Source organism: Serratia sp. (in: enterobacteria), from assembly GCF_052400455.1.
Classification (GTDB): Bacteria; Pseudomonadota; Gammaproteobacteria; order Enterobacterales; family Enterobacteriaceae; genus Serratia; species Serratia ureilytica.
On sequence record NZ_CP185813.1, the window covers coordinates 57,987 to 71,730 of the forward strand.

The following is a 13,744-nucleotide window of genomic DNA, read 5'->3' on the forward strand; positions in this document are numbered from 1 at the left end:
TCCTTCCCTGCCTTCTACCCAGCGATCCGCCGGGGCCATAACATACGGACAACACGATGAAATTTCTCAAAAGGCTGTGGTCAGCAGGCTTGCTGCTGCTCTTTTCCTGGCCGGCGTTCGCCGATGGCGTGAATTATCAGACCATCGCTGATGCTGCACAGAAAACCAATGACTTATCGCGCCAGGCGCTGGTCATGATCTTTGGGGATGTAGTGCTACATCCCTTTAACCCCGGGCAACAAACGTTGATTGGCTCTCTGTTTGCCATTATCAACGGTGTACTTTGTGCCATAGCCCTGTTTTGGTTTTTGACCGTGACGATGAAAACTGTCGTCAAAGCTGGCCATGAGGGGCGTGTTTTTAATGGCGCCCGCTCGATGTTGTACCCGATCATGACTTTTGCGGGATTTATCACTTTGGTGCCTACCGGCTCAGGGTGGTCGATTTCTCAGTTGGTGATGCTGTGGGCGGCGTCGGTAATGGGCGTCGGGAGCGCCAATCTGCTAACCGATAAAGCGGCGGATATGATGGCCAGCGGATACTCCATGGTCACGCAGCCGACTGCGCCGGCGACGCGTTCAGCTGCCCGGGCCATTTTTGAAATGAACCTGTGCAAATATGCCATTAACCGCGAACTGCAGGCTCTTTATGCGTCAGGGGAAGCGAACACGCCGATGATGAGCACGAAAGGAGGCAACGGTGAGTACGTGACCGGTAATGGCAGCGCCATTTGTGGGTCGGCGAAGACGCCTAACTCTGCCCGTAGCGGCGTCTGGAACGTGTTATTTGACAGCAAGGTCGATACCGACAATGTTGTGGCGTCACAAAAGCAGGCGCTGGACAGGATGCAGGCATCGCTGGATCGGGCTGCAATGGACTTCGTCGATACCTATTTGAGTAAGCGTGATCAGGATAGTGGCAGTTTTCAGGATGTGGAAACTGACATCCAGAATGCGGCGGCTGACTATGAAGATACGGTCAACAAGGCGCTGAACCAAATCAACTATAAGGATTCGCTGCAGAGCCAGCTGGTCAATCAGATCAAGAGTTATGGCTGGGTTGCTCTGGGGGCCTGGTATCACACCTTCGCGACAGCTAACAGTAAAACCAATGATGTGGCCAACGCCACGCCAATCACCAGTGGCATGAGTGGTGTGGGCGAGCACGGTACAGGGGACTTGTACAATCAGGTGTTTACGGCCTATCGCGCGCAGGTGCAGAACAGTACCTATACACCGCCCCTGGGAACACAAACGGAGAGTGAGATTAGTGCAGCCGGCGCAGCTCAAGATCCGAACTCAGTATTCGTTGGAGTTTTAAAAAGCCCAATCCAAAAACTCACAACCCTTATAGCTACAAAAAACTTGGGTACTGATGCCGATTTCAACGGTCAAGTAAACCCATTAATTAAAATGCAGGAGATCGGTGATTATACCTTAGGCACTACTGAAACCCTGATGGCTGCTTATGCCGGTACTTGGGCGATTGCATCTGCGGCCAGTAACTCACCTGTAGGGTGGGCAAGTAAAATTTTTGCGGTTGATGCAGGCGCTGTGGTTAAAGATGTGATGGGGGCACTAGCGCCAATGTTCTATTTCTTTATGTTTGCGCTTTTGGCTATTGGATTCTCATTAGCCGTATTCTTACCGGCAGTGCCTTTTATTTTCTGGATGACGGGCTTCTTTAACTGGGTTGTCAGTGTGTTGATTGGGTGTGGAGCCGGTCCAATGTGGTCAGCGACGCATTTGGGCGCTGAGGAGGATAAAGGAAGTCGTAGTGCCTATGGCTATATATTCTTGATCGACATGATGTTACGGCCTTCTCTTATGGTGCTGGGGTTCTTTTTCGCTTCTGTATCAGCAATAGCCGGTGGCACGGTACTCAATCTGTTGTTTGCTTCAGCACTGGCCAATGCTAATGCGGACTCGATTATGGGATTGGTTAAAATGGTTGGTTGGTTGATGATATATGCACGCATTTCAACCTTTGGTGTGACACGCCTATTCAGCTTAGAAGCATCTCTACCGGATTATGTGATCTCATTCCTTGGTGGTCGTGAAGGGAATAATGTTATGGGCGGATTGGTCGATAATATGAAAAATATGTTCGGGGCAGCCGGGACCGGATCTCAGCGAATTCCTGGTGTCCGTAATATGCCGAATAGGACCGGAAAAGGTAATGGGGCTGATGGAATTCAGTAGAAAATACCCTGACAAATGTACAGTTGTTGGGTATAATGTCATCAACGGCTGTTGGAGGATAAAACTATGGTGCAGCGACTGAAAACTACACGCGAAGGATGGGCTTGGGTTTTTAAAATCCTTTATATGGTATTAGCTTTACCCTGCCTTCTATTTTTAGCTTTGGCGTCACTGCTGACGTTAAGCGATGTTCTAAAAAGCGGTGATCTTTACCAGCTATTTTTCTACGGTTTGATCTGGGCCGCGATACTCATCCCTGTCGCTATTTTCACTAAGCAGGTCATAAGTAAACGTCGTATTCTAAAAGTCATCACGAACGATGTTAAAGACCCTGAGTATTTTATGCCTGAGCAGGGTTATGAGATGTACCATGAAGGGGATGGTAAATATCTGGGCATTGATATCAAACGTGGCACCATCCTTTACGTGCACCGCATTCGCAAAGGTGAAGTCGACGTAGTTGGGCTGGATATGAAAGACTGGACCAATCGGGAAGCGGAAGGAAAGATGTTCCGTCTTTACACCAAACTCCCGGAATTACCCCGTATTGAAATTGCTACCCCTTGGGCCCAACGCTGGTTTGATACGCTTGGTTCTATGGAGTTCAAGCAATATCAGCCGGCGATGCCGTTCTCTGAGTATGTTGATATTCACCGTGAGCAGCTGGAGCGTGAAAACCATATCGCGATCCCCCGCCTGGCCTGACACCTAACTTTCTCCTCTAGCTACCTTACCAGGTGGCAAACACCCTCAACACCGGCTTATAGCCGGTGTTCTTTTTTGCGAGTCATTCCTTATGTATAACCGCCCATCGCAAAGTGCATGGGATGGCGATCAAGGGCAAATGTTCCTGGCCTTCTGTGCTGCCGTTCTGTTGTGCTGGCTCTTTTTTGATTCGTTTGTCTACGGGAGTTGCTGGGTACTGTACTGGCTCTGGACAGCGGTGGATGTTCCCCGTATCCATTATTGGGTCGGTGAAAAAATCAACCTGCTGGCCGATACGGCCAATCATGCCGTCGATGTCACCTTTGATGAGTGGTTGACAGTGATGAATGCCACTTCAGGTATCTTCATGTTGTTTCTGGTACCGATCGTCGTGGCCAGTGGTATCGCGCTGGCGCAGCACCCTGTACTGGCATTTCGCAGCAAACGTCCCATCAATATTCATACGTTGCCGCAGTTGGCCAGCAGCTTTGCCCCTTCCGTGACGCCCGTGCTGGCTATGGCCTCCGGTCCGGATGGTTTGATGAATGATCCCGCCCCGGCTAACGTTTGGGCGCTAAGGCCAGAAGACTTCACCGCGCAACTTCAACTTGTTCACCGCAAGACGCTCGATAGGGCTGCCGCCGCGGCGGTGTTCACCGCGCAGTTGGGTAAACCTATGTGTGATGTGACAAATTGGCATCCTTACGAGCGCGCTTTGCTGGCAGTGTTTGGTCTGCAGGTTTTCCTGAACGATCGTGCGTCTGCGTCACAACTACTGGATGATCTCAATCGTTCCTGTGTAGTGAGACGATTTTTACGGCGCAAGCGGGTTTCACCAGTGCCGTTGTTCCCGTTGGCCAATGCAGCGTTTCAACGTGTGATTCAGGCCCCCGGTGTCAACGAGTGGCTGGCGGGGCACGGATATGTGCGCAGTGCACTCGTTGGGTTGTATGCCCGTGACCTGCGATTGCCCCCGGCGCGTTTTCGCTGGCTTAAGGGGATTGACCGTACATTGTGGTATGGGCTTCACTCAGCAGACACCGCAAAGGTGTTTGTTGAAGGTGCCGGTATTGCCGCTCAGGCTCGCGCCGAGGTTCGTGCCAGTAAGCTGCGATTGCCTCGTCCGGGCATTATGGTGGAACAAGCCGTTGAAGGGCTACAGACCGATCTGGAAAGTCTGGGCCTGGTCTACCCGTATATACCGGCAGTGGTTCGTCGGCGTCAGGCGACAGAACAGTCAGTGATGTCAGCTGTTTATGCTATTACCGACCCGCCGGACAGCGAGGCGGCAGCGGCTCCCTAGCGTCACCCCTCTTGATTTACCCGAACACCCCCACCGAATTAACTCCGTTAGCACGTCAGGCCAATCAGGCTCTGGTGTCGACCCTTATTTGAATTAAAAGGATATTCCATGCGTGCAAAATCTGACTATGCGCCTTTCTCTGTATACATCCGCGGTAATCTGTTAGTCGTCCAACGTCCAGTCGACCTGGGCAAGCCGGCTGAGGGGCGGGGTGTCCGTACTTTATGTACAGTTGACCTGCGACGCCAGCCGACTTTTTTCCTGTCTGACGCCGGGGTGATGTGCTGCGACAAGTTGGGGAATGTCTTCACAGTTGAGTCCAGCGCTAATGGTGGTAACGATCAGCTGCTTGCGGCGTTGTCTGAGGCACAGTTAAAGCAGGCAGAAAATTGGCGTACCCGATGGGGCGGTCGGTTGGTCATTAGCGCTGGACTGCTGATTGTCGGGCTGATGCTGGGTGTTTCTCTCGTGCACTCCAGCAAGGAGGGGCCGTTGGAACTGGAACCTGGCCCCGAGGTTAGCCTGGCTCCCGCGCAACAGGTTGTGCCGCTGACGCTTCCGCCTCATGCGACTAAAGCTGAACGCCCTGAAGTGCCTGTTCCTGTCCAGCAAACGCGGGCTCCCGCGCCAGAAGATGGCTGGGCGCTGCCAGCGTCCGTCCGGTCAACCCTGCCGCAGAAGCTGCAAAGTGCTGCCGACCGCCAATTGTTCACCGTGAACTATTCCTCTGGCCACGATCGCACTTTGTATGTGTTTGCTGATCCCAATTGCCCGAATTGCCGACATCTGGAGCCGGCTTTAGTGGCGGCGGCTCAAATGGCTAACGTGGTTGTCTTCCCGGTGGCTGTGATTGGGCGAGAGAAATCCATTGCTGCCATTACCCCTGTGTTGTGCTTGCCGCCGGCGCAGCGGCCGGCTGCCTGGCAGGCTCTATTTACTGTTGGTACCGATGGACTTCAGCTGGGTAAAGCGGCTGCGGTCGATAAGAAAGCCGACAGCGCCTGTGATGTGGCCGAAAAAGCGCTGGGCGTCAACGAGGTGGCTTATCAGGCCTATCGCATTCCGGGCACCCCCTGGGTGATTGCTGATGATGGCCGCTATGTCCCTCAGGCTGTTCTGCGTGATCCGGCTCAACTGAGCCAGTTCCTGAGCGAAAAGGAGACACCGGATGCAGCAACCCACTGACTACGGCATAGCGCGCAATCGAATTAATCGCCGCGTTTATCACTCAGCCCTGGGAGACTGGATGTTGTCCCCAGGAGGGCTGGCGCTGGGGATGGCGGGCGCCGTTATCGTCGGTGTGGTATGGCCGGTCACCTTGTGGTTAACACTGCCGGTCTTGATGTTCTGGGCGCCGTCGATGTTGATGGAGCCCTGGCAGATGCCGATGCGCATGCCAAGCGATATGGATCGGCTCGACCCTTCTACGCAGCGTCAGGTGCCGGGCAAGATGTGGGGCTTTTTGCCCGTGACGGTCATGCGTATTGTCATGGGCAAAGCGGCCGGTATCCTCTATCTGGGATACCTGCGTGGCCGGGATGCGGGGCGTGAGTTGTGGTTGTCAATGGACGACATGACGCGACACATCCTGATGTTTGGTACCACCGGTGCCGGTAAGACGGAAACGTTGCTGGGTTATGTGCTCAACCAACTCGGTCTGGGCAAGGGGCTGATTTATTCCGACGCAAAGGCACAGAACGACGTGGCGTTGGCCATTGCGTCCATGGCCCGGCGTTTTGGCCGCGAAGACGATCTGCGGATGATGAACTTTATCACCGGCGGCCGTTCCCGTGCTCAGGAACTGCTGGAAGATGTTAAAAACCGGCCTCAAACCAATACGGTCAATGCCTTCGGCATAGCCGAAGAAACCTACATCATCAACCTGATGGACTCGATGTTACCACCGGCCGGCAACGACGGCGGCTGGCAGGAAAAGGCGCGGGCGATGATACAGGCGTTGGTGTTTGCCCTGGTGTACAAATGCCGGCGAGAAGGGACGGTGATGTCGCAGCGTACCATTCAGGCCCACCTTCCTTTGCGCAGTATTGCACGGCTCTATATCCAGTCCGTGGAGGAGCAGTGGCACGATGAGGCGCGATTACCACTGGAGAACTATCTCGGCACGCTGGCGGGGTTTGATCTGGCCACGGTGGACTCACCGTCAGAATGGGCGCCGGAGGCGCTGAACCAGCATGGTTACCTCATTCAGCAGTTCACCCGCATGTTGGCGCTGTTCAACGACACCTACGGTCATGTGTTTGCGCGCGATGCAGGTGATATCGACCTGAGAGACGTTGTTCACAACGATCGCATCCTCGTCATTCTCATCCCTGCACTGGAAATTTCTGCGACCGAGGCGGCAGCGCTTGGGCGACTGTATGTGTCCCAGCTGGCAATGATCCTGAGCCAGGATCTTGGAGAAAAGCTGGAGGGGCGGCCGGAAGACATCATGGTTGTACGCAAGTACAAGGACAAGTTTCCGTTTCTGTGGATAGCCGATGAAGTGGGGGCCTGTTACACCGAGAAATTGGGTGAATTGGCCACTCAGGTTCGATCGTTGGGGTATTGCCTGCTGCTGGCCGGGCAAGAAGCACAGCGACTTAAATCAGCCGCCGGTGACCGCGTGTGGACGCTGATTGCCAATATGGGCACGCGTATTACCGGCAAAATCATGGACCCGAAAGACACCCTGGAAATCCTGCAGCTGATGGCCGGCACTGAATATCTACCGGAAATGAGTCAGATGGTGCGTCAGAACGGTGTTCTCGGCAGCCGATGGGATGAAGACGACAGGCTGCAACTGCGTGAGCAAAAGAAAGTCAGCGTGGAAGAAGTACAGCAGCTGCAGGAAGGCGAGAATATCACCCTGTTTCGGGGGGAGGTTATCCGTGGCTCGTCACTTTATATCGCGGATGCCGACAAGTTTACCAAAGAAGCGATACAGATTAACCGTTTCATTGAGGTCTCTCCGCCATCACTCGATGCGTTGTTGGCGCAGGCGCCGGCCACTATTCGCCGCAGCTACCCACGTGCCGATCGGATACAGCAGATCGTTCGCCGGCTGGACGCGCCATCTGCACGTTCAGACCTGGAGAACCTGCAGCTGACCGACCCCGCGCTGGCCGCCCTCAATGATCTGGAAGACGAATGGCTACATATCTGGCGCCGACGCCCGACGGCAGCGGTTAGCACCAGCCTGTTATGGGAAACAGCGCTGGCGCATCTGCCGGCGCGCGGATGCGGCTACCAGGTGCAGGCGAGGACGCCGATCGCATTGGGCGTCGGACAACCTCGTCTGATGGCCTATCAAATGCAACATATTCCGGTTGAGAAACCGGCCGACAACACTTCAAAAGAGAATGCAAAATGGCAACGAAAATCACAGTAAACGGCAAGACGATGGTCGTCGATGGTAACCATATCCGTGTCAGTGGTAACCAGGTGATTGCAGATGGCCAAACGGTGTCGCTGGGTGATGGAAAGGTTGTGGCGGTCGCTATTACGATCGTTGGTGATGTTCAGGTTCTTGATTCCGAAGAGGCTGATGTGACGGTGCAGGGGAATGTTGGCACCGTTCGAAGCACTAACGGTAATGTCAGGGCGGGTAATGTGACTGGCAACATCGAGACGCGAAATGGCAACGTCACCTGTGGCCATGTCCAGGGCGATGTCAGCTCGAGGAACGGGAATGTGTTATACGGGGGCGCAAAATAATGCGGACTTCACTGAAAGCCTGGTGTCTGGCCGCGACGTTAGCGGCCGTTCCGTGCGCTATGGCGGCCCCCTCGGTGCAGGTCGGGTTCTCACCGGAAGGGAGCGCTCTGCAGCTGGTATTGAATACGCTTAATGAGGCCCGGAGCAGTATCCGCCTAATGGGGTATTCGTTTACCTCACCCGAAGTGGTGAAAGCCCTGACGACCGCCAAGCATCGGGGTGTCGATGTGAAAGTGGTGCTCGATGCGAAGGGAAATCAGAACAAGGCCAGCCAGGCGGCGATGAACGTGCTGGTCAATGCCGGTATCCCGGTTCGTACTGTCGATACCTTCAAGATAATGCACGACAAACTGATCATCACTGACCAGGTGAATGTCGAGACCGGGTCATTTAACTTTAGCCGTGCAGCGGCGCGGTCCAACTCAGAAAATGCGCTGGTGCTACGTAATATGCCTGGCGTGGCACAAACCTACCTGACGCACTGGCAATCGCGCTGGGATATCGGAAAGGAGTGGCGTTCGTCGTATTAAAAATACTTTTCATTCCTTCCCGCAACACTATGACAGCCTGATCCTCTGGGCTCAGGTTGTCCGCTTTTCCTGCATTTTTATCTGTCATCCCGCGCCAACGGGACTGAAAAATGCTTTTTATGCTGCTAAGTTACGGATTCTGTAGTACGCTTTGCCAAACGATCCTTTTCAGATCCTTGGGGAGGCAGAAATGTCACAGGCCGTAAACGCAGTTACTTCCTCATCGAAACGTCCTTACCGAAAGGGGCATCCACTCAGTGACGCTGATAAACAGCGTGCTTCAGTGGCGAGAAAAAGAGCTACTCACAAAGAGGTTAAAGTTTTTCTGGAACCTCAGCTTAAAGAATTGCTGATGAATATGTGCCAAGATGACGGCTTAACACAAGCTGAAGTATTGGCTCGATTGATTGAGCGTGAAGCGCAGGCCAGAAATATAGCATGATGGGCTTACTTTCTTGATCCTTTAACCTGTGAGTGCTAAATTGCTGTGCGAGTAAGAATTTTTTGGTTGGCCACGCCGTAAGGTGGTTGGAAATGGGTTCCGAGGTAGTTTGAGCTGAATCCAGAAAAGCAAAAACCCCGATAATCTTCTCAATTCTTGGCGGGATCGAAAGATTAACGGGGCTCACTTAAAACTGTATAGAAGCGTTGCTCTATGCAGGGAGTATAGTTTTATGCCTTTTAAAGGTCAACTCCTCCTGTGCAACTTAAGCGCAGGGAGTGGTGGATAACCGCTCAATCATCGAACAAGCGACATCAGTCAGTTCTCGGGGCTGTTACGTCAGCAATCCTTTTCCCTCTTACCAACCTCCCAAGGCTGGGGCGAACAAACCTGCCCTGATCCGGGCGCTGGTAACTGCTGCCCGTGAGAATCAACCGGCCAGGCATGAAGCATGGTACACCACACCGCGCGTCCAGCAGAAAACCGGACTGACGCGGCCGGTATTTAAACGTATGAATGAACACCGGGCCAGAGCGATCAACGCGCTAATGGTGGCGATGTGCGACCGCTTGAACATTGTGACCGGCAAAGTTGAAGCCAGTGTTGAGCAGCTTTCCGACTGGTGTGGGTTATCTACCGGTAGTGGTGACAAGAAAAGTATCTCCCGCGCCAGCCGGGCGATCACTACTCTGGAAGAGTTGGGTGCCCTCGCTTGCGAACGTGCCTGGGATGAGGCCAGTCGTTCCCACATCCCCAAAATCATCTGGGTAACCGAACTGTTCTTTGTCCTGATCGGCTATGAGCTGGGTAAGTATCAGGCGGCGCAAAACCAGCAGCTGGCGTGGATGAATCAGGGATTGCTCAAGCAGGGCGAAGCCCCGATCACCCTGTCAGAGGCCCGCCGGCGTGCCAAAGAGCAGCATATAAAACGGGCCTTTGAACACCGGGCGCGTCACCGTTCCTTCAAACAACAGCGCCGGCAGGCGCAGAAACTGCTACAGATGGATCACCAGCAGGCGCGTACTGAAATCCTTAACGGTTTGATAAAGATGTACAGCAAGGATGAGCTGGAGGCCATGGGCCATCTTGAGCTAAAACGCCAGGTAGACCAACGTTACCATGCCTTGCGTAAGCTGGCCTCGTCAGCCCCGCCAGACACACCATAACCCTTCTCTTTTGCCCGGCTTTCCGCCTTCCCTCCATTGATGCGCTTGATTGCGTAGGACTCGGCACGTCTGCTGTTCCTGAATAGCCCCTTCAGCCCCATTTTTCTGCGAAACAGCTCACCAATGCGGCGGCGGGTAAAAAGATCTGGCCAGCCGCTGCGCGTTTTCCACATATAGATGCAAATACTCGATGATTATGAATGCCTGCTAAGAATTACATGCAAAGTAACTGTAACTTCATTTAGACCTAAAAAGACCTTACAAGAGCTTTGCTCTGTGGATAATGTCTTCGCTTACAGCGGGTAAACCCGCGCCGCTCAGAAACGGCGCAAGCGCCTTAAAAGTAGCTCCCGCCGACGGCGGGCAAAAGCCACCAGACAAACTCATAAATCTTCTCACAACCCAACCACCACAAAGCCGCCCCGCCCCGGGCCAAAGGCCCGGAACAGAGTGGCTTTAAGATGAATGCTGTAACTAACCGTTCAATCGCTGCCAGAAATATCGCTGAAGTATCGATTAACACGCTCGTAAGCGGCCCTTACGGCCCGCTAACGCGGAGATACGCCACAGCTGCGGCTACGCCTTGCCGTGTCCACTCCGACCGCGCACAAATAGCTACCCAACGCTGTAAGTAAAGTTGGCTTATCAGGGCGAGGGGCTGGATAGGTGAAATCTATCAAAGCAGGGCGGCTATGCCGCGCTACCGGCGACCCTAACCTTAGGGTGTTCTCTTACAGGACTGTTGTCGCCTGCATGCGCTGACGCGCATTCACTTCAGACGCACAACTGGGACATCCTGCAACCGTGTGGTCCAGGCCGGCGACAGTCGCTGTCGTTTCATCTTCCAGCCGTCTGCACGATCGGGAATACCCTGCCCGGCAAACCACACCGGCGCCCGGCCATCCTGATTGAGGCTGTCGAGCAGCTGCATCAGCCGATCGCTGTTTTTGCGCGGCGGCGCATCATCAAACAGACCGAACTGTGCCACGCGTTCGCTGGTGAAATCACCCAGCATCACGCCGCAGCGGTGATAACTGTGGCCGGCGATGAAGATCCGTTCGAGCGCCCGGCGTGCGGCCTGAATGATGTCACGGCTGTCCTGGGTGGGCGTCGCCAGTCGGGTGGTCGCCTGATTGCCGTAATAGGTCTCGCCGGCGGCGAACGGACTGGTGGCCACGAACACCGAGATGTGCCGGCAGAACTGCCGTTCGCCGCGCAGCTTTTGTGCCGCGCGCTCGGCATGCGCGCAGACCGCCTGACTGACGCTGTCCAGCTCGGTGGGCTTGTCGCCGAACGAGCGGGAGCAGACGATTTGCTCCTTCGGCGCCGCAAATTCCTCCAGGCCCAGGCAGGCGATGCCGTTCAGCTCGCGCACCGTGCGCTCGAGCACCACCGAGAACTGTCGGCGCGCCGCGGCTGCCGGCATGTCGGCCAGCTGCAGCGCAGTGCTGATCCCCATCGTTGCCAGCCGGCGGGCAATACGCCGGCCAACGCCCCACACTTCCTCTACCGGCACGTGCGCCATCAGGCGTCGCTGGCGCGCCGGCGCACTCAGGTCGACCACACCGCCGGTCTTGTGCCAGGTCTTGGCGGCGTAGTTGGCCAGTGTGGCCAGCGTCTTGGTCGGCGCAATACCGACGCCGACCGTCAGGTGGGTGCGGCGCCGCACTTCTTCACGCAGCCGGCGACCGAGTGATTCCAGCTGCGCGGCCGGGATACCGGTCAGATCGCAGAAAGCCTCATCGATTGAATACACTTCCAGTCGCGGCGTCAGCTGGCCAAGGATGGCCATCACCCGATGCGACATGTCGGCGTAGTAGGCATAATTCGACGAAAACGCCACCACGCCCTGCCGCTCGGCGTCCCTGGCGATTTTGAACCAAGGCTCCCCCATCTTGATGCCGCAGGCTTTCGCCTCGCGGCTGCGCGCGACGACACAGCCGTCATTATTGGACAGCACCACCACCGGACGGCCGCGCAGGTCGGGGCGAAAGACGGTTTCGCAGGAGGCGTAGAAACTGTTGACGTCAACCAGGGCAAACATGGCGGGGTCTCCGGGCTTTGCGGAATGTGCAGGTGGCGATAACCGGGCCGGGTTACAGCGTGTGAATGGCGTGGCGCACCACGCCGAAGATCACGGTCTCGATATCGTCACCGAGGGGGATGGGCGCAAAGGCCGGATTGGCCGGCAACAGCATCGGCCGGGGCAGCAGCTGCAGGCGCTTGCAGGTGAACTCGCCGTCGACGGTGGCGATGACGATGTCGCCGTGCTGCGCCCGGTAGAAACACTCCACGACCAGCAGGTCGCCGTCGAGGATACCGGCGTCCTGCATCGACTGCCCCTCGGCGCGCACCAGGTAGGTGCTCTCCGGGTGACGGATGCAGATGTCGTCCAGCGACAGGCGCTGCTCGAGGTAGTCCTGCGCCGGCGACGGAAACCCGCAGGGCACGCCGGCGTCATAGAGGCGAACCGGCATCACACGGCCTCCGGCACGCTCTGCCAGGCATCGTCATCCGGGGGCGTGTCCGCGTCGGCTGAAGCCGCGGCCGGCTGCGCCGCCTGCAGGTAGTGCGTGCGCAGCTGCGTGGTCAATGTGGCCACCACGTCGGGACGGTCGCGCAGCCAGCCGGCGGCCTTCTCGCGCCCCTGCCCGATTTTCTCCCCCTGATACTCGTACCAGGCGCCGGTCTTGAGGATATATTTGGCGTCGACGGCCAGATCCAGCACTTCGCCCTCGCGGAAGATGCCGACGCCGAACAGCAGCCGGAACTGCGCCTGGCGGAACGGCGGCGAGACCTTGTTCTTGACCACCTCCACCTTGGTATCCCGCCCGATGATGGTCTCCCCTTCCTTGACGTTGCCGGCGCCGCGCACGTCGAGACGCACCGAGGCATAGAACTTGAGGGCGTTGCCGCCGGCGGTGGTTTCAGGGTTGCCGAACATCACGCCGATCTTCATGCGCAACTGGTTGATGAAGATCACCACCGTGCGGGTGGTGTTGATGCTGCCCTTCAGCTTGCGCATCGCCTGGCTCATCATGCGAGCCTGCAGCCCCATCTGGGCGTCCCCGATCTCGCCTTCCAGTTCGTTTTTCGGCACCAGGGCGGCGACGGAATCGACCACCACCACGCCGACGGCGCCGGAACGCACCAGGGCGTCACAGATTTCCAGCGCCTGCTCACCGGTGTCGGGCTGGGAGATAAGGAGTTCACCGATATCGACGCCCAGCTGCTGCGCGTAACGCGGATCGAGCGCGTGCTCGGCATCGATAAAGGCGCACTGCAGCCCGGCGCGCTGGGCACAGGCAATGACCGACAGGGCGACGGTGGTCTTGCCGGACGACTCGGGGCCGTAGATTTCGGTGATACGGCCGACCGGCAGGCCGCCGCCGAGTGCGATGTCGAGGCCGAGCGAGCCGGTCGGGATACGTTCGACGGCCATGCCATGGTTGTCGCCCAGGCGCATGATGGCGCCCTTGCCGAACGCCTTCTCGATGGCGGTGATGGCGCTTTGCAGCGCTTTGGCGCGACTTTCCTGTGTGCCGGCCGAGTCCTGCGGGGTGCGGGTGCGTGCTACGTTGCTCATCTTGTGTTCTCCTCTGGTCGGAAACCGAATGCGTCATTATAATAATACTGTATGTATAACCAGTATAATATAAAACCGACGAGGAATGGCAAGGGGC

Annotated in this window: 12 protein-coding genes; 9 read left to right on the forward strand and 3 right to left on the reverse strand. The window is 56.2% G+C overall.

The features are described from left to right. Window positions 1–56: 56 nt before the first annotated feature. The 9 genes from ACORQT_RS24695 to repA all read left to right on the forward strand — a co-directional run bounded on the left by ACORQT_RS24695 (window position 57) and on the right by repA (window position 10,061). Window positions 57–2,201 carry a DotA/TraY family protein gene (locus tag ACORQT_RS24695; protein WP_089186973.1) on the forward strand — a complete coding sequence of 715 codons (2,145 nt, stop codon included), beginning with the start codon at window positions 57–59 and terminating at the stop codon, window positions 2,199–2,201. A 66-nt stretch (window positions 2,202–2,267) separates the two neighbouring features. Further along, window positions 2,268–2,906: a plasmid IncI1-type surface exclusion protein ExcA gene (gene excA / locus ACORQT_RS24700; RefSeq protein WP_089186972.1), complete on the forward strand. Its 639-nt coding sequence runs from the start codon at window positions 2,268–2,270 to the stop codon at window positions 2,904–2,906. Window positions 2,907–2,997: 91 nt separating this feature from the next. Next, window positions 2,998–4,209, forward strand: a complete 1,212-nt coding sequence (locus ACORQT_RS24705) for a secretion/conjugation apparatus DotM-related subunit (RefSeq protein ID WP_089186971.1) — start codon at window positions 2,998–3,000, stop codon at window positions 4,207–4,209. A gap of 108 nt (window positions 4,210–4,317) precedes the next feature. Further along, complete coding sequence (locus ACORQT_RS24710; RefSeq protein ID WP_089186970.1) at window positions 4,318–5,394, forward strand: DsbC family protein; 1,077 nt, start codon at window positions 4,318–4,320, stop codon at window positions 5,392–5,394. After that, entirely contained in the window at window positions 5,378–7,597 is a 2,220-nt protein-coding gene (gene trbC / locus ACORQT_RS24715) for an F-type conjugative transfer protein TrbC (RefSeq protein WP_063988482.1), read from the forward strand. The genes ACORQT_RS24710 and trbC overlap by 17 nt, the downstream gene beginning before the upstream one ends. Then, window positions 7,576–7,923 (forward strand): hypothetical protein, encoded by a 348-nt coding sequence (locus tag ACORQT_RS24720; RefSeq protein WP_063988481.1) that lies wholly within the window; start codon window positions 7,576–7,578, stop codon window positions 7,921–7,923. The genes trbC and ACORQT_RS24720 overlap by 22 nt, the downstream gene beginning before the upstream one ends. Beyond that, window positions 7,923–8,453: a phospholipase D family nuclease gene (locus ACORQT_RS24725; RefSeq protein WP_089186969.1), complete on the forward strand. Its 531-nt coding sequence runs from the start codon at window positions 7,923–7,925 to the stop codon at window positions 8,451–8,453. Before ACORQT_RS24720 ends, ACORQT_RS24725 begins: the two co-directional genes overlap by 1 nt. Window positions 8,454–8,643: 190 nt before the next feature. After that, complete coding sequence (locus ACORQT_RS24730; protein ID WP_072270501.1) at window positions 8,644–8,895, forward strand: replication regulatory protein RepA; 252 nt, start codon at window positions 8,644–8,646, stop codon at window positions 8,893–8,895. Window positions 8,896–9,176: 281 nt separating this feature from the next. Continuing rightward, window positions 9,177–10,061, forward strand: a complete 885-nt coding sequence (gene repA / locus ACORQT_RS24735; protein WP_233502787.1) for a plasmid replication initiator RepA — start codon at window positions 9,177–9,179, stop codon at window positions 10,059–10,061. A 769-nt stretch (window positions 10,062–10,830) separates the two neighbouring features. On the opposite strand, the gene umuC is transcribed toward repA, so the two are convergent. Genes umuC through recA form a run of 3 tightly spaced genes read right to left on the reverse strand, consistent with a single transcriptional unit; the run spans window position 10,831 to window position 13,647 of the window. Beyond that, window positions 10,831–12,105 carry a translesion error-prone DNA polymerase V subunit UmuC gene (gene umuC / locus ACORQT_RS24740; RefSeq protein WP_444859438.1) on the reverse strand — a complete coding sequence of 425 codons (1,275 nt, stop codon included), beginning with the start codon at window positions 12,103–12,105 and terminating at the stop codon, window positions 10,831–10,833. 52 nt (window positions 12,106–12,157) lie between these two features. Further along, on the reverse strand, window positions 12,158–12,538 hold the full coding sequence (gene umuD, locus ACORQT_RS24745; protein ID WP_052475507.1) for a translesion error-prone DNA polymerase V autoproteolytic subunit: 381 nt from the start codon (window positions 12,536–12,538) through the stop codon (window positions 12,158–12,160). Then, window positions 12,538–13,647 carry a recombinase RecA gene (recA, locus tag ACORQT_RS24750; RefSeq protein WP_444859439.1) on the reverse strand — a complete coding sequence of 370 codons (1,110 nt, stop codon included), beginning with the start codon at window positions 13,645–13,647 and terminating at the stop codon, window positions 12,538–12,540. The genes umuD and recA overlap by 1 nt, the downstream gene beginning before the upstream one ends. Window positions 13,648–13,744: the final 97 nt, after the last annotated feature.